The 22,172-nt window shown below is 65.9% G+C and carries 25 protein-coding genes; 13 read left to right on the top strand and 12 right to left on the bottom strand.

From position 1 onward, the window contains the following. Positions 1-6: 6 nt before the first annotated feature. A complete protein-coding gene (locus LH19_RS15630) occupies positions 7-1,749 on the bottom strand; it encodes an acyl-CoA dehydrogenase (protein ID WP_054729865.1) in 1,743 nt (580 codons plus the stop codon). Between the two features lie 76 nt (positions 1,750-1,825). Here LH19_RS15630 and LH19_RS15625 point away from each other — a divergent pair, with 76 nt between their 5' ends. Beyond that, positions 1,826-2,758, top strand: coding sequence for an L-threonylcarbamoyladenylate synthase (locus LH19_RS15625; RefSeq protein WP_054729863.1), 933 nt, complete (start codon positions 1,826-1,828; stop codon positions 2,756-2,758). Here the strand turns inward: LH19_RS15625 and LH19_RS15620 are convergent. Next, positions 2,755-3,657, bottom strand: coding sequence for a DMT family transporter (locus tag LH19_RS15620; protein WP_054729861.1), 903 nt, complete (start codon positions 3,655-3,657; stop codon positions 2,755-2,757). The two genes, LH19_RS15625 and LH19_RS15620, sit on opposite strands and share 4 nt — an antisense overlap. Positions 3,658-3,685: 28 nt before the next feature. Between LH19_RS15620 and LH19_RS29660 the strand changes: the two genes are divergently transcribed. Continuing rightward, complete coding sequence (locus LH19_RS29660; protein ID WP_257720434.1) at positions 3,686-3,820, top strand: hypothetical protein; 135 nt, start codon at positions 3,686-3,688, stop codon at positions 3,818-3,820. Between the two features lie 197 nt (positions 3,821-4,017). Next, the gene (locus tag LH19_RS15615; protein ID WP_145923486.1) at positions 4,018-4,491 is read left to right on the top strand and encodes a hypothetical protein; all 474 of its coding nucleotides are present in this window, start codon (positions 4,018-4,020) and stop codon (positions 4,489-4,491) included. 16 nt (positions 4,492-4,507) lie between these two features. Here the strand turns inward: LH19_RS15615 and LH19_RS15610 are convergent, their stop codons facing one another. Together LH19_RS15610 and LH19_RS15605 are read right to left on the bottom strand one after the other, a co-directional pair. Continuing rightward, entirely contained in the window at positions 4,508-5,287 is a 780-nt protein-coding gene (locus LH19_RS15610; RefSeq protein WP_054729857.1) for an SDR family NAD(P)-dependent oxidoreductase, read from the bottom strand. Continuing rightward, positions 5,284-5,781, bottom strand: coding sequence for a thioredoxin family protein (locus LH19_RS15605; protein ID WP_054729854.1), 498 nt, complete (start codon positions 5,779-5,781; stop codon positions 5,284-5,286). Before LH19_RS15605 ends, LH19_RS15610 begins: the two co-directional genes overlap by 4 nt. A 57-nt stretch (positions 5,782-5,838) precedes the next feature. Between LH19_RS15605 and LH19_RS15600 the strand changes: the two genes are divergently transcribed. The 4 genes from LH19_RS15600 (at position 5,839) to LH19_RS15585 (ending at position 9,986) form a co-directional block, all read left to right on the top strand. Then, complete coding sequence (locus LH19_RS15600; protein WP_054729852.1) at positions 5,839-7,356, top strand: acyl-CoA carboxylase subunit beta; 1,518 nt, start codon at positions 5,839-5,841, stop codon at positions 7,354-7,356. 121 nt (positions 7,357-7,477) lie between these two features. Next, a complete protein-coding gene (locus LH19_RS15595) occupies positions 7,478-8,611 on the top strand; it encodes an acyltransferase family protein (RefSeq protein WP_054729850.1) in 1,134 nt (377 codons plus the stop codon). A gap of 10 nt (positions 8,612-8,621) precedes the next feature. After that, a complete protein-coding gene (locus LH19_RS15590; RefSeq protein WP_054729847.1) occupies positions 8,622-8,819 on the top strand; it encodes a hypothetical protein in 198 nt (65 codons plus the stop codon). Between the two features lie 81 nt (positions 8,820-8,900). Beyond that, complete coding sequence (locus LH19_RS15585; protein WP_054729843.1) at positions 8,901-9,986, top strand: S41 family peptidase; 1,086 nt, start codon at positions 8,901-8,903, stop codon at positions 9,984-9,986. Here LH19_RS15585 and LH19_RS15580 read toward each other — a convergent pair. Further along, positions 9,983-10,405 (bottom strand): VOC family protein, encoded by a 423-nt coding sequence (locus tag LH19_RS15580; RefSeq protein WP_234715945.1) that lies wholly within the window; start codon positions 10,403-10,405, stop codon positions 9,983-9,985. The genes LH19_RS15585 and LH19_RS15580 overlap by 4 nt on opposite strands. A gap of 122 nt (positions 10,406-10,527) precedes the next feature. Here LH19_RS15580 and LH19_RS15575 point away from each other — a divergent pair, with 122 nt between their 5' ends. Beyond that, positions 10,528-11,271 (top strand): class I SAM-dependent methyltransferase, encoded by a 744-nt coding sequence (locus LH19_RS15575; RefSeq protein ID WP_054729835.1) that lies wholly within the window; start codon positions 10,528-10,530, stop codon positions 11,269-11,271. A gap of 5 nt (positions 11,272-11,276) precedes the next feature. On the opposite strand, the gene LH19_RS15570 is transcribed toward LH19_RS15575, so the two are convergent. The 3 genes from LH19_RS15570 to ispG all read right to left on the bottom strand — a co-directional run bounded on the left by LH19_RS15570 (position 11,277) and on the right by ispG (position 13,435). Further along, positions 11,277-11,765, bottom strand: coding sequence for a GNAT family N-acetyltransferase (locus LH19_RS15570; protein ID WP_054729833.1), 489 nt, complete (start codon positions 11,763-11,765; stop codon positions 11,277-11,279). A 31-nt stretch (positions 11,766-11,796) separates the two neighbouring features. Then, positions 11,797-12,213 (bottom strand): hypothetical protein, encoded by a 417-nt coding sequence (locus LH19_RS15565; protein ID WP_201258362.1) that lies wholly within the window; start codon positions 12,211-12,213, stop codon positions 11,797-11,799. 70 nt (positions 12,214-12,283) lie between these two features. Next, on the bottom strand, positions 12,284-13,435 hold the full coding sequence (gene ispG, locus LH19_RS15560; RefSeq protein WP_054729830.1) for a flavodoxin-dependent (E)-4-hydroxy-3-methylbut-2-enyl-diphosphate synthase: 1,152 nt from the start codon (positions 13,433-13,435) through the stop codon (positions 12,284-12,286). A gap of 271 nt (positions 13,436-13,706) precedes the next feature. Between ispG and LH19_RS15555 the strand changes: the two genes are divergently transcribed. Continuing rightward, on the top strand, positions 13,707-14,465 hold the full coding sequence (locus LH19_RS15555) for a TorF family putative porin (protein ID WP_054729827.1): 759 nt from the start codon (positions 13,707-13,709) through the stop codon (positions 14,463-14,465). Between the two features lie 39 nt (positions 14,466-14,504). Here the strand turns inward: LH19_RS15555 and LH19_RS15550 are convergent, their stop codons facing one another. Further along, positions 14,505-15,674, bottom strand: coding sequence for a hypothetical protein (locus LH19_RS15550; RefSeq protein ID WP_054729825.1), 1,170 nt, complete (start codon positions 15,672-15,674; stop codon positions 14,505-14,507). A 126-nt stretch (positions 15,675-15,800) separates the two neighbouring features. On the opposite strand from LH19_RS15550, the gene LH19_RS15545 reads away from it, so the two are divergent. Further along, complete coding sequence (locus tag LH19_RS15545; RefSeq protein ID WP_234716187.1) at positions 15,801-16,892, top strand: fatty acid desaturase family protein; 1,092 nt, start codon at positions 15,801-15,803, stop codon at positions 16,890-16,892. Between the two features lie 50 nt (positions 16,893-16,942). On the opposite strand, the gene LH19_RS28735 is transcribed toward LH19_RS15545, so the two are convergent. The 3 genes from LH19_RS28735 to lptF are packed head-to-tail and all read right to left on the bottom strand — an operon-like array spanning position 16,943 to position 19,693. Further along, positions 16,943-17,383, bottom strand: a complete 441-nt coding sequence (locus LH19_RS28735; RefSeq protein ID WP_145923485.1) for a hypothetical protein — start codon at positions 17,381-17,383, stop codon at positions 16,943-16,945. 4 nt (positions 17,384-17,387) lie between these two features. Further along, positions 17,388-18,485: an LPS export ABC transporter permease LptG gene (lptG, locus tag LH19_RS15540; protein WP_054729817.1), complete on the bottom strand. Its 1,098-nt coding sequence runs from the start codon at positions 18,483-18,485 to the stop codon at positions 17,388-17,390. After that, positions 18,485-19,693 (bottom strand): LPS export ABC transporter permease LptF, encoded by a 1,209-nt coding sequence (gene lptF / locus LH19_RS15535; RefSeq protein ID WP_082395769.1) that lies wholly within the window; start codon positions 19,691-19,693, stop codon positions 18,485-18,487. Before lptF ends, lptG begins: the two co-directional genes overlap by 1 nt. A 133-nt stretch (positions 19,694-19,826) precedes the next feature. On the opposite strand from lptF, the gene LH19_RS15530 reads away from it, so the two are divergent. From LH19_RS15530 to LH19_RS15520, 3 genes are read left to right on the top strand one after another with little or no spacing between them, the layout of a single operon-like run. Continuing rightward, positions 19,827-20,300, top strand: coding sequence for a DUF2141 domain-containing protein (locus LH19_RS15530; protein WP_054729815.1), 474 nt, complete (start codon positions 19,827-19,829; stop codon positions 20,298-20,300). Positions 20,301-20,306: 6 nt separating this feature from the next. Further along, on the top strand, positions 20,307-21,281 hold the full coding sequence (locus tag LH19_RS15525) for a diacylglycerol/lipid kinase family protein (RefSeq protein ID WP_054587336.1): 975 nt from the start codon (positions 20,307-20,309) through the stop codon (positions 21,279-21,281). Positions 21,282-21,294: 13 nt separating this feature from the next. Then, positions 21,295-22,155: a hypothetical protein gene (locus LH19_RS15520; RefSeq protein WP_054729810.1), complete on the top strand. Its 861-nt coding sequence runs from the start codon at positions 21,295-21,297 to the stop codon at positions 22,153-22,155. Positions 22,156-22,172: the final 17 nt, after the last annotated feature.

The following is a 22,172-nucleotide window of genomic DNA, read 5'->3' as shown; positions in this document are numbered from 1 at the left end:
GTTCGCTCAACCGAGCGCGGGCAGCGGCGCGAGCGCCGCGTCGCCGGCGAGCGCCGAGGGGGCGAGGCCGGTTGCCGCGGGCACGATCTGCTGCAGGTAGAAGCGCGTCGAAGCGACCTTGGCTTCGAGGAAAGCGGCGTCGCCATTGCCTTCGTCGAGCGCGGTCTTCGCAGCCTTGTGCTGGAGCGCCATCAGCCAGCCGCACGTCGCGGTCGAAAGCATGGTGAGATAGGGGTAGCTGCCCGCGAGCCGGTCGCCGGTGTTCGCATTCACCATCCAGTCGGTGACCGCGCGGCACGCGTCGACGAGCTGCTGCAGTTCGGGGAAGTCGGCGGCGCCGTGCGCGATGTCGTCGATCAGGCCGCGGACGAGGTCGCCGCCCGCCATGCCGAGCTTGCGCCCGACGAGATCGGCGGCCTGGATGCCGTTGGTGCCTTCATAGATCGGCGCGATGCGCGCGTCGCGATAATGCTGTGCGGCGCCGGTTTCCTCGATGAAGCCCATGCCGCCGTGCACCTGCACGCCAAGGCTGGCGACCTCGCAGCCGATGTCGGTGGCATGCGCCTTGACCAGCGGGATGAGTATCTCGGCGCGCATCGCCGCGGCCTCGTCGCCCAATTTGCCGAAGTCTATCTGCGCCGCGGCATAATAGGTCAGCGCCCGTGCGGCCTCGGTCTGGGCGCGCATCCGCCACAGCATGCGGCGGACGTCGGGGTGCTGGTCGATCGTCACCGGGGTGCGGTCGGGCGAACCGGCGAGCGACGACTGAACGCGTTCGGCGGCGTAGCGCTGCGCCTGCTGCGTCGCACGCTCGGCGATCTGGACGCCCTGGCAGCCGACCATCAGGCGGGCGTTGTTCATCATCACGAACATCGCGCGCATGCCGCCCATCTCGTCGCCGACGATCTCGCCGAGGCAATCCTCGCCGTCGCCATAGACCATCACCGCGGTCGGCGATCCGTGGATACCGAGCTTGTGCTCGATCGAGGCGCAATGGACACCGTTCGAAATCGTCGGGTTGCCGGCCGCATCGAGGCGGTATTTAGGGACGAGGAACAGCGAGATACCGCGCGTGCCCTCGGGCGCGCCGGGGGTGCGGGCAAGGACGAGGTGGACGATATTGTCGGTGAGGTCATGCTCGCCGAAGGTGATGAAGATCTTCTGGCCCTTGATCCTGTAGAGGCCCGCGTGCTGGCCTTCGGTCACCTTCTCGGCGGTCGAGCGCAGCGCGCCGACGTCGCTGCCCGCGGCGGGCTCGGTCAGGTTCATCGTGCCATTCCATTCGCCGTTGACCAGCTTGGGCAGCCAGGTCTGCCGCTGCTCCTCGGTGCCATAGGCCATCAGCGCGTGGATCGCGCCCGCGGTCAGAATGGGGCAAAGCGTGAAGCCCATGTTGCCGCTGCCGAGCGTCTCGATCACCACGGTCGCGAGCGTGAAGGGCAGGTCCTGCCCGCCATATTCGCCGGGGCCGTCGAGGCTGCCCCAGCCCGCCTCGACGAACTGCCGGTACGCTTCCTTGAAGCCCGGCGGCATGGTGACCTTGCCATTGTCCCATTTGGGGTTCTGGACGTCGCCGACGCGGTTGAGCGGGGCGTAAACCTCGGCAGCGAAGTCGCCGATACCGGTGACGATCGCCTCGACCATGTCGGGGGTCGCGGCGGCGAATTTGTCGTGGCTGGCCATCGCGTCGACGCGGGCGATATGGTCGAGAACGAACAATTGTTCGGTGGTGGGCGGAGTATAGGTCATCTCTTGTCCCGACTTTACTGGTGAATCCCCATTCGCGGGCGCTATAGCGCGGCATGGCTGAGGGTCAAACGAGAGCATGAACACCGAAACCTGCCCCTACGGCAGCGACGCGATTTCGCGCGCGGCGGCGCTGGTCGCCCGCGGCCAGCCGGTCGCGGTGCCGACCGAGACCGTCTATGGCCTCGCCGCCGACGCACGCGATTCGGGCGCGGTCGCGCGCATCTATGCCGCCAAGGGCCGGCCCGATTTCAACCCGCTGATCGTCCATGTTCCGCATCTGGAGGCAGCCGAAAAGCTGGGGGTCTTCGGCGCTGCCGAGCGCGCGCTGGCTGCGGCCTTCTGGCCGGGGCCGCTGACGTTGGTCGTGCCGCGCACCCATGATTGCCCGGTCGCGAGCATCGCGACGGCGGGGCTGGGGACGATCGCGATCCGGGTGCCGGGGCATCGCGCGATGCAGGCGCTGCTCGCCGCCACCGGCGCACCGCTGGCGGCGCCGAGCGCCAATGCCAGCGGGAAGGTCAGCCCGACGCGGGCGGAACATGTGCTCGCGAGCCTCGACGGGCGGATCGCGCTGGTGATCGATGACGGGGCGACGACGGCGGGGGTCGAATCGACGATCGCGCGGATCCGGGACGGCGCGGTCGAAGTGCTGCGGCCGGGGCCGGTGACCGCCGCGATGCTGGGCGAGGCGAGCGGGCTGCCGGTGACGGGGGTGGCGGGATCGGAGGTCGTTGCGCCGGGCATGCTCGCCAGCCACTATGCGCCGGGGAAACCGGTGCGGCTGGGAGCGACGGAATTTGCCGACGACGAATATGGGATCGGGTTCGGCGCCGTCGCGGGCGACTATGATCTGAGCGCGGCCGGCGACCTGACCGAGGCGGCGGCGCGATTGTTCGATGCGCTGCACGCGGGCGCCGCGAGCGCGAAGGGGCGGATCGCGGTGGCGGCGATCCCCGGGGAAGGGCTGGGCGCCGCGATCAACGACCGGCTGGCGCGCGCGGCGGTTTAGGCCGCCGCCGGCTCGATCGGGTCGCCATGCGGCGCCTTGCGGATGACGATCAGGCAGGCGGCGACGATCAGCGCCGCACCCGCGAGCGTCGGCAAGGCCACTGCCTCGTTAAAGAAGAACCAGCCGAACAGCATCGCCCACAGGAAACCGGTATATTCGGTCGTCGCAAGGATCTGCGTCTCGGCGCGGGCATAGGCCCAGCTCAGGAGCAGCAGCGAGGTGGTCGCCAGCACTGCGGCGCCGAAGATATGCGGCGCCTGCCCGGCGTCGGGCACCGCGAGGAACCACGGCGCGCCGAGCGCGAGGATCGCGGCGACGAAGAAATTCTGGAAAAAGGCGATTTCCAGCGGCTCGGCCATCTTGGCCTGCCGCCGCGCGAGGATGAGATTATAGGCGTAGAAGATCGCCGACAGGAATACGGCGCCGACCGCCCAGAGCGCCTCATCCGAATAGTCGCTGCCGCCGAGCTTGCCCGCGACGATCACGATCACCCCCGCGAGCCCGAGCAGCGAGGCGGCGATCGAGCGCGGCCCGATCTTCTCGCCGAGGAAAATGGCGGCCATATAGAGCGCCATCAGCGGCGCGACGAAGGCGAGGGCGATCGCTTCGGCCATCGGCAGCCGCGCGAGCCCCCAGAAAAAACTGAGCGCCATCCCCGATACGAACAGCGAGCGCCATGCGTGGATCCGCATCGTCGCCCGGTCGGGCCATTTCGGCCGCGCCGCCAGGTAGATTGCGCCGCTGACCAGCGTCCCCGTCCCGGTGCGCCAGAGCACCGCATTATAGGCGCCGATGTCGATCGACAGCCCCTTCATCAGCACGTCCATCGCCGAAAAGGTCGCAATGCCCGCGCACGCGATCAGGAACGGAACAAGAGGAGAGGCCGAATCGGGACGCATGAGATGGCTCTAGCGGAGGGGTTTGGACTTGCACAACGAAACGAAGGCGCGCCGCATCGCGGCGGGTTGCTGGATGGAGTTTCAGGTCGACCATGGCAGCGTCGCCGACGGGGTCGCCTATATGAAGAGCGAGCTGTTCGGCAACAATCCGATCGGGATCTAATATGACCCCGACGAACTGCTGGCGCGTTACGAGGCGGACGCGGGCGAAGCGGAGTTAACGCGCATGCCCGAAGGGCCGCCGTCGGGCATCCCGGCAGAGCATGGGATGGGTTGATTTTTCAACCGGTCTTTCCGCAACTTGCCACCCTTCCAAAATCAATGTAATATTATATCATGAACTGGCGAGGCTTTCTTCATGTGACGCTTCTGACGCTGGCCATCGGCGGTGCCCTGTTTTTCTGGCTGGCGCCCAAGGATGCGTTCAACCCGGCTGAAGCAGCGCTATTCGAGCGGCTCGACAAAGTGAATCCCGACCATGAGTTGACCGCTGCGGATTTTGTCGAAGCGTTCGGTTTGCCGGACAAATGCAGATCCGGAGATTGCTATGTCGAAAAATCTGCGATCCCCGCACTTGGCGGTCCGCGCCTGCATCTGCGGCGAGGCGACGGCGGTGCTATCTTCACAATTGAAGGTCTGGACCGCGTCTGCATCAGGACCGACCGGGTAACCGTGAAATATCCTGGCGGGAAGATCGAGGACAATTGTCGGGACGCGAGTTGCCCGAGCTATAATATCCGGCAGCGGGAGGGGTTGCTGGGCTTTTATTGGCCCGATCGTAAATCGAACTGCATTCGGGACATCGTCGTCAACACCGAGCGCTGGTTCCGCTGAGGTTGAAAAGTGCGGGCTAGCGAAAGGTCGCCATTCCCGCGCCGTCGATGTTGAGTTTCTGCCCCGAGCAATAGGGGTTCGCGTCGCTGACGAACCAGACGACCGCCGCGGCGACGTCGGCGGGGACGGCGACGCGGCCGAAGGGCATTGTGGTGTCGAGGTGGTGGATGTCCGCGTTGCCGGTGATCGCGCGCGAGAGCTTTTCGCCCATGTCGCTGACGGTGAGCGCGGGGGCGACGATGTTGACGCGGACGCCGTTCGCAAGTTCCTCCTTCGCGAGGGTCAGCGCGAGCGCCTCGCCGGCCGCTTTCGCCATCGTGTAGGGGGCGCCGTTCGGGGCGTTGGCAAGCGTTGCGATGCTCGAAATGACGACGATGTCGCTCCGTTCGTGCCGGCGAAGCTGCGGCAGCGCGAGGCGCGAGAGGCGGTGAGGGCCGGCGGCGTGGACGGCGAAGAGCTTGTCGACCTCTGCCGGGTCGGTGTCGGCGACCGCGAGGCCACGGCTCGCAATGCCGGCATTGTTGACGAGGATGGAGAGGGGGCCGAAGTCGGCTTCGATGCCGGCGATCATCGCGGCGCAGGCGGCCTCGTCGATGACCGACGCCTGATAGGCCTTTGCCCTCCGGCCGAGCGCCTGGATCGCGGCGACGGTTTCGGCGGCGGCCTCTTCGCCGCGCGTATAGTTGACCGCGACATCGGCGCCCGCTTCGGCGAGCCCGATCGCGATGCCGCGGCCGATCCCGCGCGACGCGCCGGTGACGAGCGCGACGCGCCCTGCAAGGTTCATGTCGGTCATTCGTCTCTCCCCATAAGTTCTTGATAGATTTCGTCGTCGCTGCGGCTGGCGGCGTTGCGCCACTTCGGTGCGGCCTTGCGGTTGAGGACGCGGCCCTCGGCATCGAGGATCGCGACGGTCGGCGTGCCCTTGATCCGGAAGCCGAAGCGTTTCGGCACCTCGGGGCTGCGTCCGAGACCGCGGACATGCGGCATGCCGATATCGGCATAGACGATCTCGTAGCGGTCGCGGACCGGCGCGAAACGCGCGGTCCCGAGCAGGTTGGCAAGCCAAGCGCTGTCGTGACAATCGCCGGTGCCCATGACGAGGAGGACCGGCTTGCCCGACTGCCGCGCCCTCGCGAGTGCGGCGTCGATCGCCGGCATCGGGTCGGCGACGAAAGCGTCGGTCCGGTAGGGGTCTTCGACACCCGGGATGGTGCGCGTTTCGCGGGCGGCGGCAGGCGCGAGCGCCAGCAGCGAGATGGCGAGGGGAAGGGCGAACCGGCGCGTCATCGCCCAACGATAGGTTTTGCATGACGTTTCCGTCAACGTAAGATAGCCTCCGCCCCCATGAGCTGGAAAAAAGAAGTCGATGAACTCGGGCAACGCCGTGCGATGGCCGAGAAAATGGGCGGGGAAGAAAAGGTCGCGCGCCAGCACGGGCGCGGCAAGATGGACGCGCGGGCGCGGCTTGCGGCGATCGTCGACCCCGGCAGTTTTCGCGAGATCGGCAAGATCGCGGGGCGCGGCAGTTATGGTCCCGACGGCGAACTCGAAGACCTCGCCGCGTCGAACTTCATCTTCGGGCGGGCGAATATCGACGGCCGCCCGGTCGTCGCCTCGGCCGACGATTTCACGGTGCGCGGCGGCGCCGCCGACGCGGCGCTGCACCGCAAGTTCGTCCAGTGCGAGGCGATGGCGCATGAATATCGCCTGCCGCTGATTCGCATGATCGACGGCACCGGAGGCGGCGGGTCGGTCAAGACACTGGAGGATATGGGCTATACCTATATCCCGCACGTTCCGGGGTGGCACGAGATCATCGCCAATCTCGATACCGTGCCGGTGGTCGCGCTGGCGCTCGGGCCGACCGCAGGGCTCGGCGCCGCGCGCGTCGTCGCGAGCCATTACAGCGTGATGGTCCGGGGCCTGTCGCAGCTCTTCGCGGCGGGGCCGGCGGTTGCGGCGGCGATCGGCGATACGCTGGATCGCGAGGAATTGGGCGGAACCGATGTCCATACGCGCAACGGCGTCGTCGACGACGAGGTGGCGTCGGAGGCCGAAGCCTTTGCGGCGGCGCGGCGTTTCCTGTCGTATCTGCCGTCGTCGATCCACGAACGCGCGGCGCGGACCGAATGCCGCGATCCGGTGGGTCGCCGCGAGGAGGCGCTGCTGTCGGTCGTGCCGCGCGAAGCGAAGATGGTCTATTCGATGCGGCGCATCGCCGATGCAGTGTTCGATCAGGGCAGTTTCTTCGAAATGGGCGCGCGCTGGGGGCGGGCGGTGATCACCGCATTCGCGCGGCTCGACGGCTATCCGGTCGCGGTGCTGGCGAGCGATCCGTCCTATCTCGGCGGATCGTGGGACGCGAAGACGAGCGAAAAGGCCGAGCGCTTCGTGAAGATGGCCGACCAGTTCCGGCTGCCGATCGTCCACCTCGTCGACAATCCGGGCTTCATGATCGGCGGCGAGGCCGAGCGGACGGGAACGATCCGCTATGGGGTGCAGGCGATGAATGCGATTTATCGCGCGACGGTGCCGCTGGCGTCGTTGGTGGTGCGGCGGGCCTATGGGATTGCGGGGAGCGCGATGTCGAACGCCGAGCGTTTCCAGTATCGCTTCGCCTGGCCGTCGGGCGACTGGGGCAGCCTGCCGATCGAGGGCGGGGTCGAGGTCGCCTACAAGAGCGAGCTGGAGGCGGCCGAGGACCCGGCGGCCCATCTGGAAGCGATCCGGGAGCGGCTGAACCGCGTGCGCTCGCCGTTCCGGACGGCGGAGAAGTACGGCGTCGAGGATATCATCGACCCGCGCGATACGCGGCCGTTGCTGTGCGAATTTGCCGAACTGGCGTGGCGGGTGCTGAAATAGGACGACCTGATTTCGTCATTGCGAGGAGCGCAGCGACGAAGCAATCTCCAGCCAGCGTCATACGGGAACGAGAGCCGGAGATCGCTTCGCTGCGCTCGCAATGACGGGGAGGGGAGTGCCGATGACCACTGCACGCCATTACGGCATGGACTGGCTGCGGATCGGCGCGTTCGCGCTGTTGATCTTCTATCATATCGGGATGTATTTCGTGCCGTGGGACTGGCATGTGAAGATTGCCGAGCCGATCGACTGGGTCGCGATCCCGATGCTGGCGACCAATGGCTGGCGGCTGGCCCTGCTGTTCCTCGTCTCGGGCTATGCCAGCGCGGCGCTGTTCGCGAAGCTCGGCGGCAGCGGAACCTTCGCACGTTCGCGCAGCGCGCGGCTGCTGGTGCCGCTGCTGTTCGGCGTGGCCGTCTTCATCCCGCCGCAGCCGTGGATCGACCTTGCCGGACAGCACGGCTACCGCCAAGGCTTCCTGCACTTCTGGCTGCACGACTATTTCGGTTTCCAGTTCATCGACGGCATCGCGCTGCCGACCTGGCAGCATCTGTGGTTCGTCGTCTATCTGTGGGTTTATACGATGCTCGCGGCGTTGCTGCTCGCGGTCGTACCCGAAGGCGTCCGGGCGCGGATCGCCGACGCGGCGGCGCGGTGGCTGAACGGCTGGGGGCTGCTCGTCTGGCCGCTTGCGGCGTGGCTGATCATCTATGCGCTTTTTCCGGATCATGATGAAACGCATGCGCTGTTCGACGACGGGCCGTCGCACCTCCATTATCTGGTGGCCTTTGCCGCCGGCTGGCTGCTCCGCGTCCGGCCGTCGCTGTTCGACGCGGTGGCGCGCTGGTGGAAGGTTGCGGCGGTGCTGGCCGTCGTCGCCTTCGTGCCCGTGGCGTGGGTCGAATGGACGTGGCCGGGCGACACGATCGCGCCCGACTGCGTGTTTCCGCCCTATCACATCGCACGGCTGGTGCAGGGCTGGGCGGCGATCGTCGCGCTGGTCGGGATCGCCGATCACTATTGGAACCGCGACCACCCCTGGCGCGCGACACTCGCCGAGGCAGTGTTCCCCTTCTACATCATCCACCAGACGATCATCGTCGTGGTCGGCTGGTACCTGCTGCACGCCGGCGTCGACGCGCTGCCGTCGTTCCTGATCCTCTTTGCCGCGACCGTATCGGGATGCTGGCTTTTCTACGCGATCGGGCGCAGCATCGGCTGGCTGCGGCCGCTGATCGGATTGCAGCGCGGGTAGGGGAGACGACATGGGGGCATTGAAAGCGGTCATGGCGGTTGTCGGTGTCGCGGCGTTGCTGATGGGCGGCCTATGGATGTTGCAGGGGCTCGATATCATACGCTGGCCGGCGAGCAGCTTCATGCTCGGCGATACGACCTGGACCCGCAACGGTGCGATCCTCGCTGCCGCCGGCGCGGCGCTGGTCTGGTTCTCGCGCAACCGCTGAACCGGAACGACTACAAATGTAGTTGATCCGTATTGCGAGTGTGATACACCTCGTTCCGACAGGGGCCGGATGGAGACAAGAATGATTCGCCTTTTGCCTGCTTTGCTGATCGCCGCGAGCGTTGCTGCGGCTCCCGTCCTGCCGGCCGCCCCGGTGCTGGCCGCCGACGATGTAAGCGCCAACGCCATCGCCGAAAAATATGCCGCGCTGCTCGAGAGCGATTATGTCTATCCCGCGACCGGCAAGCGCTATGCCGCCGCGATCCGCGCCGCCATCGCCGCGGGCCGCTATGCGCCGCTTTCCGGCGAGGCATTGGGCGAGGCGATCGATGCCGATGTCAATGCGGTGTCCCCCGACGGTCATCTGCGGGTACGGGTGCCGGAGGGCGCCGCCGCGCCGGGCGGCACTGCGCCGACCCGCTATCCGCCGCGGGTGCCGATCGAACAGCCGGGATGGATCGCGCCGGGGATCGCCTATATCCGCTTCAACATCTTCCCCGACGATCCGGCGGTGACCGCGGCGGCGGCGAAATTCATCGCCGACCATGCCGATGCCAAGGCGGTCATCTTCGACCTGCGCACCAACGGCGGTGGCGGCATGGACCAGATGGACGTGATGTTCCCATGGCTGTTTTCGGCGCCGACGCGACTGGTGACGATGGCGACGCGCGCCTCGGTCGATGCCGAGGGCGGTTCGCCGATCGACGGCATCCCTTCGATGCGCAAGGTCGACGGCGATCCGGGGATGGTGACGCGCGAACATTGGGCGACGCCGAACGGCGACGCGAGGCTGCGCGATGCAAAAGTCTATGTGCTGACATCGGGCGGCACCGCGTCGGCGGCCGAGCATTTCTCGCTGGCAATGAAGCATAGTGGACGCGGGACGCTGGTCGGCGCGCCGACCGCGGGCGCCAATCATTTCGGGCGCGGCGAGGAACTCGGCGGCGGCTACGAAGCCTTCATCCCGGTCGGGCGCACCTATGATCCGGCGACGGGCAAGGACTGGGAAGGCGACGGGGTGCAGCCCGATATCGCGGTTCCGCCCGCCGAGGCGCTGGTCCGCGTGCTTACCGACCTTGGCGTCGAGGCGGGCGAAGCGAAGAAACTGTCCGACACGCATATGCCGAGCCGGCCGATGGAGCGGCGCAAGCCCGCTCCGGCGCGTTAGGATCGGCGCAGATAGGGCAGGTTGTCGCGAAAGGCGGCCTCGATATTATTGCCGTCGGGGTCGAGCAGGAAGGCGCCGTAATAGCCCTCGGCACCTTCGCGCGGACCCGGCGCGCCATGATCAGTCCCGCCCGCCGCGTGAAAGGCGTGTACGGCGTCCTTCGACGTCGCGACGAACGCGACGTGCATCTGGTTGACGCCGGTGCGCGAACCTTCGGCCCAATAGCTCGGGCGAAGCGTGCCGACCCACAGATAGGGGATCGGCTCCGCCTTGCTCTTGCCGAAGACGAAGGCCTGCTCGCCATTGTCGGCGGTGACGAGACCGAGCGGCTTGCCGATGGCGTCGTAAAAGGTGCGGGCGCGGGCGAGGTCGCTGACGACGATTCCGGTATGGTCGAACATGGCGGGAAAACGCGGCATCCATGGCCATCGTTCCGCCATTCGTCGGTTGGTCGGCGCCTGAACTGTGTTGGTCGAATAACACGCTCCTGATGGCGGCGGTCCGGCTATCCCGGTCCGGCATATATTCAGGGAGGTTGGCCATGCTGAAACCATCGCACAAGATTCGCCTGCTCACCGTTTGCGGCCTTACCTTGGCGGGCGCGATCGCCTTGCCGTCCATGCCCGCCGCCGCGCAGATGATGGGAACCGCCAAGCCGTCGCGACCGGCCGCCGATATTGCCGAGGATGCGGCGCGCAAGCCGGGGATGATGCTGCGCTTTGCCAACGTCAAGGCAGGGCAGCGTGTCGTCGAAATCCTGCCCGGCGGCGGCTATTTCACGCGCGTGCTGTCGGCGGCGGTCGGCCCGCGCGGCACCGTCGTCGCGGTGATCCCGCGCGAATCCGATCCGCTGCGCAAGCTGGTGCGCGAGCCCGGCCGCGGCAATGTGAAGCTGCAGATCGGGGCACTCGCCGACCTCGCCCGCGCGGGGCCCGCCGACGTCGTGTGGACGTCACGCAACTATCACGATCTCAAGGGCGGCGATGCGTCTGCGGACCTCGCCGACCAGGTCAACCGCGCGGCGTTCGCGGCGCTGAAGCCCGGCGGCATTTATATGGTCAGCGATCATAGCGCCGCAGCGGGATCGGGCACGCGCGACGCCGGCAGCCTGCACCGCATCGATGCCGAGGCCGTGAAGACCGAGGTGCAGGCGGCGGGATTCGTCCTCGACGGCGAAAGCGACCTGCTCGCCAACGCGGGCGACGACCGCACGAAGCCGGTGTTCGACCCCGCCGTGCAGGGCAAGACGGACCAGTTCGTGCTGCGGTTCCGCAAACCGAAGTGAAGGCGTCAGGCGTGTGCGCTGGCGGCAAGCCCCGTCAGCGCCGCGCCGTCGACGCGCATCACCGTCCATTCGTCCATCAGCTTTGCACCGAGGCTCTGGTAAAAGCCGATCGACGGGGTGTTCCAGTCGAGCACCCACCATTCGAGGCGGGCGCAGTCGCGTTCGACGCAGAGCTTGGCGAGATGCGCGAGCAGCGCCTTGCCGAGCCCCGAACCGCGCGCGTCGGGACGGACGAACAGATCCTCAAGATAGATGCCGGGCCGCCCCTCGAAGGTCGAGAAATTGTGGAAGAACAGCGCGAAGCCCTGCGCCGTGCCGTCGATCTCGCCGATCACGACCTCGGCATAGGGGCGCGGGCCGAACAGCTTTTCGCCGAGCTTCGCTTCGTCGAAGCGCACCTCGTGGGCGAGCTTTTCATAGTCGGCAAGGTCGCGGATGAACTGCGCGATCAGCGGCAGGTCGGCGGGGGTGGCGGGGCGGATCGAGAGCGTCATCGCGCCCGTCTGTCGAACGCCGCAGCCGCTGTCAAATCCGCTTGCGCACGCGCAGCAGGACGAGCGCCGCGATGACGAGCGCCGGCTGGCCGATCACCGCCGGGGCGTCGGCCCAGAAGGTCGCGGGGCCGCAGATACCGGCGGCGACCTCATAGATATGCAGCAGGCCATGGAAGCTCAGCCACAGCCCGCCGACCACCGCCGCGCGCCAGCGGCGCACGGGGTCGAGCGCCGCGTAAAAGAGGATCAGCCCCGACCCGAGATAGGCGAGGCCGATGTCGCGGATGAAATGGGCGTTCGGCGGGCCGGTGGTGACGACGGTGGGGACGAAGACATACCAGTCGAGCGGCTTGACCAGCATGAAGGCGCCGTTGGCGACGGTGGTGACCGCCGCGATCAACAGCAGCAACTGGGCGATGCGGTCGAAGCTATCGAACTTGTCGGGCATGGCGGTGCTCCTCGCGATGGCGCGAGGCTAGCGCTTGCTGACAGCGATGTAAAAGGCGATTTGGCCCGCCCTACGCCGCCTTGCCGTGCAGCGTGTCCATGCTCACCGCGCTGCCGGCGTCGATCTCGGCCGCCTTGGCTTCGACCAGCTTCACGATATGCGCGATCATGTCGGCGTCCTCGACATGATGATCGGTGACGCCCGAGAGATAGACCATATGCTTGCCGTTGCCGCCGCCGGTGATGCCGATGTCGGTCTCGCGCGCCTCGCCGGGGCCGTTGACGACGCAGCCGAGGACCGAGAGCGACATCGGGGTCTTGATATGGCCGAGCGCATCTTCGAGCGCCTGGACGGTGCGGATGACGTCGAAGCCCTGCCGCGCACAGCTCGGGCACGACACGACGCGGACGCCGCGGGTGCGCAGGCCGAGGGCTTTCAGGATCTCATAGCCGACGCGCACTTCCTCTTCGGGTTCGGCCGACAGGCTGACACGGATCGTATCGCCGACGCCGCCCCACAACAGATTGCCGATGCCGAGGGCGCTCTTCACGGTGCCGCCGATCAGTCCGCCTGCTTCGGTGATACCGAGGTGAAGCGGGCAGTCGACCGCGTCGGCGAGCTGCATATAGGCCGCGACCGCCAGGAAGACGTCGCTGGCCTTCACCGCGACCTTATACTCGTGGAAATCATGGTCCTGCAGCAGCTTGATATGGTCGAGCGCGCTTTCGACGAGCGCCTCGGGGCAGGGCTCGCCATATTTTTCGAGCAGGTCCTTTTCGAGGCTGCCGGCATTGACCCCGATGCGGATCGCGCAGCCGTTGGCCTTGGCGGCGCGCACGACCTCGCCGACGCGCTCGGACGAGCCGATATTGCCCGGGTTGATCCGCAGGCAGGCGGCGCCGGCGTCGGCGGCTTCGAGTGCGCGTTTGTAGTGGAAATGGATGTCGGCGATTACGGGCACGCGCGCCGCGCGGACGATCTTGCCGAGCGCCGCGGTGCTGTCGGTGTCGGGGCACGAGACGCGGATCAGGTCGGCGCCGGCTTCCTCGCAGCGGCGAATCTGGTCGATCGTCGCCACTGCATCCGACGTCAGCGTGTTGGTCATCGTCTGCACCGTGATCGGCGCGCCGCCACCGACCGGGACGCTGCCGACCATGATCTGGCGGCTGGTCCGCCGCGCGATGTCGCGCCAGGGGCGCAGGCCGGGATTGTGATCGCTCATGATGCTCTCGACGATGCTCGTGAAGGGGGAGATATGCGCCGCTCTTTAGCCCCGCGGGCGGCGCTTGGCAAAGCGAAGCGTGCAGACCGGCAATGTGGCGGCAATGTCACACCCGATAGCCCGAATGGACCGCAGGTGCAGTTTCCGATTGTGCATTGCGTCAAAATCGGCACTTTTTAGCGCGTTCGTCGCTGCAGGCCCGCATCAGACAGGTGAGAGCGCGTTCGGCAGGGTGGGGACGATCCGGAAAAACAATGTGAGGGGATCATCCATGAAGTTTCTCAGCAAGGCGTGCCTCGGCGTGCTGCTCGCGGCGTCGGCGATGTCGACGCCGGCCATGGCGGAGGAAGAGGAGGGCGGCGTTTCCGCCGGTCCGATCACCGTTTCGGGCGGGATCGAGGTCGTCTCCGACTACCGGTTTCGCGGCATATCGCTGACCGGCGGCGATGTCGCGGTGCAGCCGACGCTGACCGTCAGCCACGACAGCGGCCTTTATCTCGGCGTCTGGGGCTCGAATCTCGAAGACACGCCGACCTATGGCAAGACCGAGATCGATATCTATGGCGGTTATGCGACCGAAATCGCATCGGGGACCGAAATCGACATCGGGCTGACCTATTACGGCTATCCGGGCGGCGAGAAGGCGGCCGGGCCGGCCGATTATTTCGAGATCATCGGCAAGGTCTCGCATACGCTGGGGCCGGTCGAGGCGACGGGCACCGTCGGCTATGCGTGGGATCAGCAGTCGCTGGGCGGCAACGACAGCATCTACCTCAGCGCCGGGCTTTCGGCGGGCATTCCGACGACGCCGGTGACGCTGTCGGCGCAGGCGGGCTACACCGACGGCGGGCTCGGCGCGCTGGCCCCGGGGAGCCATTATTGGGACTGGTCGATCGGCGCCTCGGCAAGCTTCGGGCCGATCACCGCGGGGGTCAAATATGTCGACACCGACATTCCGACCACCGGGGTGAAGGCGGTCGACAAATATTTCGATTCGGGCGTCGTCTTCTCGCTCGGCTTTTCGTTCTGATCGTACGCAGACCCGCTGCCCGAGCGGCGGCGGGTCTTTTCAGCCCAGCGGCTTGTCGTAAATCTGGTAGACGCGGTTGACCTTGGCCTCGATGGCTGCGGCGACCGCATTCATCCCCTGATTGTCGTCGAGCACCCAGCCGATATCGCCGCGCTGGGTGGCATAATCGCGCACCGCGTCGCGGCGGATGAACTCGATCATCATGAAGGCGAGCGTGCTCGCCATGCGGCTGTTCTGGAGCTTCTTGGCCACGCCCATCAACGGCACGCGCAGGATGCGGCTCTTCGGCTTGCGCAGCCACCAGAGCAGGCGCGCCCAGTTGAAGGGGAACAGCGACCCGTCCATGTCAATGAGCAGTTCGTTGACATTCGGCAGGACGATCATGAACGCGACCGCCTCGCCGTCGACCTCGGCGACGCGGATCAGGTCCTCGAACACGATGTCCTTCAGCTTCTTGCCGATATAGGCGATCTCGCTGTCGGTCAGCGGCACGAAGCCCCAATTGTCCGACCAGGCGTCGTTGAGCAGGCCCATGATCAGCTTCGCTTCGGCGTCGAAACGCCGCTTGTCGACCTTGCGGATGCGGATCCGCGCATTCTTCTCGCCTGCAGCGACGATGCGGTTGACCAGCGGCGGGAAACCTTCATCGACGCGAACGTCATAGTTGAAAAGCTGCTTCACCGGCCGATAGCCGGCCGCCTCGATCCAGCCGCGGTAGAGCGGGCTGTTGTGTCCCATCATGATCGTCGGCGGAGTATCGAAGCCTTCGATCAGCAGCCCGGGTTCGTCCCAGATCGAGATCGACAGCGGCCCGAGCGCGCGGTGCATGCCCTGGCCGCGCAGCCAATCCTCGGCCGTGACGAGCAGCGCGGCGGCGGTTTCGGCATCCTCGGCCTCGAGCAGTCCCCAATTGCCGGTGCCCGGGCCCATGCCTTGCTCGACAGGCTGTGCGAGCGCGAGATCGTCGATATGCGCCGAGATGCGGCCCACCGTTCGCCCGTCGCGGCGCGCGAGGAAAAATTGCGCCTTGCCATGCTCGAACCACGGATTCTTGCCGGGGGTAAGCAGGCCATAGACTTCGCCCTTCAGCGGCGGCACCCACGCCGGATCGCCGCGATTGAGCCGGAAGGCCAGCTCGACGAACTCGGTTAGGTCGGCCTTGGACTTGACGGGATGGATGGTGACGGGGCCTTGCGAATGTCCGCTCATACTGGTTTCCTGACAGGGGCGTCCTATATATGTGGCGACGCATTAGGGCATAGATGCGGCACTGGCGACCCGCATTCGGCCATTTTGCTGCCACGAAATCATGATGAAGAGCATCCCATGTTTGCGATGAACACCCTTGTCGATCGGGCGTCCGAGCCGCAGGCGGCAGCGACCCCGAAATCCGCGATCGCCGACGATATGGCGATGATCCGCGCGGCGTCGGAGCTGACGCGCGACCTGACCGCGCCCAGCCCGCGCATCTACTGGACCGATTTCCTGATTTCGGCCTTCGCCGGCTATGCCGGCATCGCGGCGGCGATTTTCGCGCCGTCGACGGCGTGGATGCTCGCCGCCTCGCTGGTCGCCGTGCTCGCCCTCTACCGCGCCGGCAGCTTCATTCACGAGATCACGCATATCCGCAAAAATGCGCTGCCGGGGTTCCGCCTCGGCTGGAATATGCTCATCGGGGTACCGCTGCTGATCCCGTCGTTCATGTACGAGGGCATCCACAGCCTGCACCACAACCGCACCAAATATGGCACGGTCGACGATCCCGAATATCTGCCGCTGGCGCTGATGAAGCCGTGGACGGTGCCGCTGTTCGTCGTCCTCGCGGCCTTTGCGCCGCTGGCCTTCGTCTTCCGCTATGCGGTGCTGACCCCGCTGTCGTTCCTGATCCCGCCGCTGCGCCGGATCGTCGTCGAACGCTATTCGGGGCTGATCATCAACCCGATGTTCCGCCGCAAGCCGCCCGAGGGCGAGTTCCGCCGGCAATGGGCCTGGCAGGAGGGCGGCGCCTGGGCGTGGTCGACCTTGCTGATCGCTGCGGGCGTTTTCGGCTGGGTGCCGCTGCGCGCGCTGATCATCTTCGGCGCCATCGCGTCGGCGACCGTCGTGCTCAACCAGATCCGTACTCTCGTCGCGCATCTGTGGGAAAATGACGGCGGCGTGCTGACCGTGACCGCGCAGTTCCTCGACAGCGTCAACGTGCCGCCGCCGGGCGTGCTGCCCGAACTATGGGCGCCGGTCGGGCTGCGCTACCATGCGCTCCACCATCTGCTGCCGGGGGTTCCCTATCATGCGCTGCCCGAGGCGCATCGCCGCCTCAAGGACGCGCTGCCCGCGGACTCGCAATATCATGGCGCCAATTATGCCGGATTGCCGGGGCTGGTCGGGCGGCTGGTGGCGGGGTCGGCGCGGGGCGGGGCGGCGGCCTGAAGCTTGCGGCCTGTACCACCAGTAACGCATCTTCTGTAGAACAAGCAGATCTAGTGTGTATCGCCGAGAGCGTTGTAGTATGCTTTGTGACTGATGACGTGCCGCCATAAAGAGGCCATAAGGTCGCTGTCGGCCTCCTGTGAAAGGACGTCCAAGTCCTCCAGTTCGTCACACCAGCATCTGTCTAATAAGTTCCAGCGATCTTCCGCTGTTGAACGAGCGAGGGGTTCGCCCAGTTTTTGCAGTATATCTGTCAGATGCTTCGCTGCGATATCTGCACCGATATCTGCTAGTGCGGTTAGTACCTCATGGCCGCTTAAATGTGGCGTCGATGTAAGAAACGAGTTTATTCCCCCACTATTTGCCCCGCCCATATACAGATTGGCGATAGCAGCAGATCGATATATCTCGTTTTTATTCGATTCATCGCTCAGCATGACAAAATTATTCCATGCGCGGTCGTCTTCAGTCATTAGTGACTTAGCTGACATCTCGCTATTCCTCGGTCCGGATCAAAATCATCTCGCCGATCAGCGCAAACAATATGAACGGCCCCCATGCGGCGAGGAAGGGCGTGTAGGCGCCGAGATCGCCCATCGCGAGCGCGAAATTGTCGGCGACGAAGTAAGCGAAGCCCAAGGCCATGCCGAGGATCGCGCGGACGAACAGCTTGCCCGAGCGCGCGAGCCCGAAGGCCGCGACGGCGCCCAAGAGCGGCATCAATATCGCCGACAGCGGCCCCGAAATCTTGTGCCAGAGCACGCCCTTCAGCGCGTCGACCGGCCGCCCCGCGGCTTCGAGATCGGCGATCGCCGACTGGAGCTGGAGGAAGGGCAGTTCGTCGCCGTCGACCTGCGCCAGCGTGAACTGGTCGGGGCGCACGCCCTTCGCCGCGACGATGTTGCCGAGCGGTTCGAGCGTGCCCGAGCGGCGCAGGAAGCGCTTGGCATTGGTGAGCTCCCAACCGCCGTCGACCGCGCGGGCGCTGTCGGCCGAAAGGATCGACGAGAGGACGCCCTGCGTACGCTCGTAGATCGCGACCTTGCCCAAGACGACCGTCGGCCCGCCGGTCTGCACCGTCTGGGCGTTGATCAGGTCGTCGCCGGCGCGCACCCAGATGTTGCTGCGCAGCCCGCTGTCGGCGGGCACCTGCGCATATTGCACCTTTTGCCAGGCACTGAGCGCCGCGTTGGCGCGCGTCACGATACGTTCGTTGAAGACGAAGCTGATCCCGGCGACGAGCAGCGCGGCGAGGAACAGCGGCGCGAGCACCTGATGCGCCGACATGCCCGACGCCTTCATCGCGATCACCTCGCTGTTCTGGTTGAGCGTGATCAGCGTCAGGATCGTCCCCAGCAGCACCGAAAAGGGCAGGAAGGTCTCGACGATCTGTGGCAGGCGCAAGCCCACATAGCGCCACACGTCGCTGTCGCTGTTGCCCGCCACCGCGAGTATCTTGCCGCTCTCGCCGAGCAGATCGAGCGTTTGCAGGATCAGCACCAGCGCGAAAAGGATCGCGAAGCTGCGGACGAGGAACAGACGTCCGACGTAAAGCGCCATCGTGCGCGACGGAAAGAAGTGGAGCTGGTGCATCAGGCGATCTTGGGCTTACGCTGGAAAATGGTCATCAGCGCGCGGAGCTTCTGGCCGGCCTTGGCGGCGACGCGTTCGAGTGCGCCGATCGGCTGGCCGCCGGGGACGTGCGCGACGGTGTAATACATCCACACCGCGAGCGCCGCGAACAAGAGGAAGGGCACCCACAGCGCGAGGATCGGGTCGACGGTGCCGCGGGCGCCGAGATCCTCGGCATATTGGTTGATCTTGTGCTGGGTGACAAGCAGGACGATCGACAGGAAGACCCCGAGCGACGAGGTCGATCGTTTTGGTGGGATTGCGAGCGCGATTGCGATCAGCGGGATCAGGAACATCGACATCACCTCGACGATACGGAAGTGGAAATTCGCGCGTATTTCCAGCCGGGTATCGGGAGATTCGGCCTTGTCTTTGCCGGCGACGAACAGTTCGGGGATCGTCATCTCGCGGTCGGAGCCGCCGCGGGTGCGGAAGGCCTCGATCTTGGGCAGCGGGATCGGTAGGTCGTGGTTGTCGAAGCTCAGCACGCGCGGCACCGCGAACTTCGGCGATTCGTGGATCAGCACGCCTTGGGTCAGACGCAGGATGATCGTGTCGGGATCGTCGGTCGCGAGAAACTGGCCCCGCGAGGCCGTCGCCGACACGCTCTGACCGTCCTTTTGCTCACCGCGCACGAAAATCCCGCGCAGGCTGCGGCCGTCGTTATAGCTTTCCTCGATCCGCAGCGTCATGCGCTGGCCGAGCTTGGTAAATTCGCCGACCTTGATCGACGCGCCGAGCGCCCCCGACCGCAGCTCGAATTGCAAACCTTCATAAGCATAGCGCGCAACCGGCTGAATAAAGCCGACAATCGCGAGATTGAGCGCGGCCAGCGCGACGGCATAGGCAAAGGGTACACGCATCAAGCGCCCGAAACTCATGCCGACACCCTTGAGCACGTCGAGCTCGCTCGACGTCGCGAGCCGGCGGAAGGCGAGCAGGATGCCGAGCATGAGGCCAATGGGGATGCCGAGCGAGAGATATTCGGGGATCAGGTTGGCGAGCATCCGCCACACGACGCTGACCGGGCCGCCTTCGGTGGCGACGAAATCGAACAGCCGGAGCATTTTTTCGAGCACGAGCAGCATCGCCGACAGGACGAGCGTGCCGAGCATGGGAAAGAAGATGAGCCGCGCGATATAGCGGTCGATGGCAGGTAGCTTATTCAATCTTTCGTCGCCCCATCACCATGATTTGGCCGCAAATGGTTCCGATATACCGATTCAAGGGCGACAGGGACCCGTGTCGGCACATGCTTTTTGCGTGGCTGGCATGGCTATAGCCTCTGGAGGTTTTGAGGTCATGTCGAAATTTGTATCGGCCTCGCTATGTGTTGCGTTGCTGGCTTTTGCCGCATCGGCGCAGGCGGAAGGCCGCGTCATCACGAACGATCTGTCGAAGTGCAAGAGCGGACCGTCGACTCTGGTCCAGATCAGCGGCGTCAAGGCGTCGACCGGCAAGATTCGCGTGCAAAGCTATCGCGGCACGGCGGCCGACTGGCTTGCCAAGGGCCGCTGGATCACCCGCATCGAAGTGCCGGCGCGCGCCGGGTCGATGACCGTCTGCGTGCCGCTTCCCGAAGCCGGGACCTATGGCATCGCGGTGCGTCACGACGTCAACGGCAACGGCAAGACCGATTTGTCGTCGGACGGCGGCGGGATGTCGAACAATCCCAGCATCAACGTCTTCAACCTCGGCAAGCCGAGCTACAAGAAGACGGCCTTTTCGGTTGGAGACGCCCCCCGGACGATCTCCATCACGATGAAATATATGTAAGGGGCAATGGCCAGCGTCGCGCTTCTTTCCAATCCGCGTTCGACGGGCAACCGTGCCCTGTTGCCCCGGGTTCGCGAATATTGCGCGGCGCATCCCGACATTTTTCATTACGAGGTCGAGGACGTCGACCAGATCGGCGAAGCGATCCGTACCATCGCGATGGTCAGCCCGCGGATCATCGTGATCAATGGCGGCGACGGCACGGTGCAGGCGGCGCTGACCGAGCTGTATTCGGGCGGCCATTTCGGCGGTTCGCCGCCGCCGGTCGCGGTGCTTCCCAACGGCAAGACCAATTTGATCGCGCTCGACCTCGGCGCCGAGGGCGATCCGCTAAAGGCGCTTGAGCGCGTCGTCGAACTGGTCGAATCGGGGCGGCTCGAGGATCATGTGATCGAACGCCAGCTCATTTCGCTCGACAGCGGCGGCGAGACGCGGCCGGTGCTCGGCATGTTCTTGGGCGGCGCCTATCTCGCCGACGTCATGCTCTATTGCCGCAACCGCATCTATCCGCTCGGCCTGCCGAACGGGTTGTCGCATTTCCTGGCTGCAGTGCTCGGGCTGTTTTCGATCATCTTTGGCCTCGGCGGCGGACGCCTGCCGCCCAAGCCCGAGCCGATGACCGTGTCGCTGGTGCGGCAGGGCGAGTTCAAGGGCAAATTCTCGCTGCTCATCGTCACGACGCTCGAAAAGCTGCTGCTCAGCATCCGGACGAGCGACGGCGGCGGGACGAACGGCCATATGAAATTGCTGGCGACCGACAGCAGCGTCGGCGCATTGTTCCGCATGCTCGGCGCGACCTGGCGCGGGACGCTGGGGCAGAAAGAGCTGGAAGGCGTGCATTTCCAGCAGGGCGACGAGATCCGCATCGAGGGCGAGCGGTCGAACGTCATCCTCGACGGCGAGATTTTCGAGGCGAAGGGCGGCCAGCCGATCATCCTGACCTCGACGCAGCCGGTGCCGTTCCTGCGCCTCGCCGCCTGAGAAGCATCGCGTCATGACCGATATCGGGGAACTGGTCCGCGCCGAATTATCGGTCCCGGTCGACCCGCGCGTCGCGGCGATGGCCGCGGCGATCGCGGCCGAATATCCGGGCAGCGCGCGCGCGGTGCTGTTTTACGGAAGCTGCCTCCGCGAAAGCGAGCTCGACGGGCTGATGCTCGATTTCTACCTGATCGTGTCGGATTATGGCGATGCCTATCCGAAGCGCTGGCAGGCGGTCGCCAATCGGCTGATCCCGCCCAACGTCTTTCCGTTCCAGCATGACGGGCTGATCGCCAAATATGCCGTGCTCAGCGAAGCCGATTTTCACCGGCTGAACGGGCCGGAAACGCGCAATGTGTCGGTCTGGGCGCGTTTCGCGCAGCCGTCGCGGCTGGTCTGGGTTGTCGACGATACCGCGGCGGACCGCGCGGTCACGGCGGTCGCACGCGCCGCGCCGACGTTGCTCGCGGCGGCGGGGGGCGTCGCAGGCGAAGCGCCGCTCGACTGGTGGCGGCGCGCCTTTGCGCTGACCTATTCGGTCGAACTCCGCGCCGAGCGGACGGGGCGCGCGCAATCGGTGGTTGACGCCGATGCCGGACGCTATCTCGCTTTCAGCGCCCCGGCGATCGCCGCGTTCCCGGCGGGCGTGCGGAGCGGGGGGTGGGCGCGGCGCCGCGCCGAAGGCAAGGCGCTCAGCATCGTCCGGCTGGCCAAGGCGAGCCTGACCTATGCGGGCGGGATCGATTATCTGGCGTGGAAGATCAACCGCCACGCGGGCACAAAGATCGAGATCAAGCCGTGGCAACGCCGCTGGCCGCTCGTCGCGGCGCTGACCCTCGTACCGCGATTGATGAAAAGCGGCGCGATCCGCTGAGCATTTTCACCCGGAAA

This window comes from Sphingopyxis macrogoltabida (genome assembly GCF_001314325.1).
GTDB lineage: Bacteria > Pseudomonadota > Alphaproteobacteria > Sphingomonadales > Sphingomonadaceae > Sphingopyxis > Sphingopyxis macrogoltabida.
The sequence above is the reverse complement of the archived record's forward strand: the minus strand, read 5'-3'. Positions and strand labels throughout refer to the sequence as shown.

Coding starts and splice junctions, on each gene's coding strand:
- LH19_RS15630 (WP_054729865.1), bottom strand. CDS start 1,749: ATGACCTATACTCCGCCCACCACCGAACAATTGTTCGTTCTCGACCAT.
- LH19_RS15625 (WP_054729863.1), top strand. CDS start 1,826: ATGAACACCGAAACCTGCCCCTACGGCAGCGACGCGATTTCGCGCGCG.
- LH19_RS15620 (WP_054729861.1), bottom strand. CDS start 3,657: ATGCGTCCCGATTCGGCCTCTCCTCTTGTTCCGTTCCTGATCGCGTGC.
- LH19_RS15610 (WP_054729857.1), bottom strand. CDS start 5,287: ATGACCGACATGAACCTTGCAGGGCGCGTCGCGCTCGTCACCGGCGCG.
- LH19_RS15605 (WP_054729854.1), bottom strand. CDS start 5,781: ATGACGCGCCGGTTCGCCCTTCCCCTCGCCATCTCGCTGCTGGCGCTC.
- LH19_RS15600 (WP_054729852.1), top strand. CDS start 5,839: ATGAGCTGGAAAAAAGAAGTCGATGAACTCGGGCAACGCCGTGCGATG.
- LH19_RS15595 (WP_054729850.1), top strand. CDS start 7,478: ATGACCACTGCACGCCATTACGGCATGGACTGGCTGCGGATCGGCGCG.
- LH19_RS15590 (WP_054729847.1), top strand. CDS start 8,622: ATGGGGGCATTGAAAGCGGTCATGGCGGTTGTCGGTGTCGCGGCGTTG.
- LH19_RS15585 (WP_054729843.1), top strand. CDS start 8,901: ATGATTCGCCTTTTGCCTGCTTTGCTGATCGCCGCGAGCGTTGCTGCG.
- LH19_RS15580 (WP_234715945.1), bottom strand. CDS start 10,405: ATGCCGCGTTTTCCCGCCATGTTCGACCATACCGGAATCGTCGTCAGC.
- LH19_RS15575 (WP_054729835.1), top strand. CDS start 10,528: ATGCTGAAACCATCGCACAAGATTCGCCTGCTCACCGTTTGCGGCCTT.
- LH19_RS15570 (WP_054729833.1), bottom strand. CDS start 11,765: ATGACGCTCTCGATCCGCCCCGCCACCCCCGCCGACCTGCCGCTGATC.
- LH19_RS15565 (WP_201258362.1), bottom strand. CDS start 12,213: ATGCCCGACAAGTTCGATAGCTTCGACCGCATCGCCCAGTTGCTGCTG.
- ispG (WP_054729830.1), bottom strand. CDS start 13,435: ATGAGCGATCACAATCCCGGCCTGCGCCCCTGGCGCGACATCGCGCGG.
- LH19_RS15555 (WP_054729827.1), top strand. CDS start 13,707: ATGAAGTTTCTCAGCAAGGCGTGCCTCGGCGTGCTGCTCGCGGCGTCG.
- LH19_RS15550 (WP_054729825.1), bottom strand. CDS start 15,674: ATGAGCGGACATTCGCAAGGCCCCGTCACCATCCATCCCGTCAAGTCC.
- LH19_RS15545 (WP_234716187.1), top strand. CDS start 15,801: ATGAACACCCTTGTCGATCGGGCGTCCGAGCCGCAGGCGGCAGCGACC.
- LH19_RS28735 (WP_145923485.1), bottom strand. CDS start 17,383: ATGTCAGCTAAGTCACTAATGACTGAAGACGACCGCGCATGGAATAAT.
- lptG (WP_054729817.1), bottom strand. CDS start 18,485: ATGCACCAGCTCCACTTCTTTCCGTCGCGCACGATGGCGCTTTACGTC.
- LH19_RS15530 (WP_054729815.1), top strand. CDS start 19,827: ATGTCGAAATTTGTATCGGCCTCGCTATGTGTTGCGTTGCTGGCTTTT.
- LH19_RS15525 (WP_054587336.1), top strand. CDS start 20,307: ATGGCCAGCGTCGCGCTTCTTTCCAATCCGCGTTCGACGGGCAACCGT.
- LH19_RS15520 (WP_054729810.1), top strand. CDS start 21,295: ATGACCGATATCGGGGAACTGGTCCGCGCCGAATTATCGGTCCCGGTC.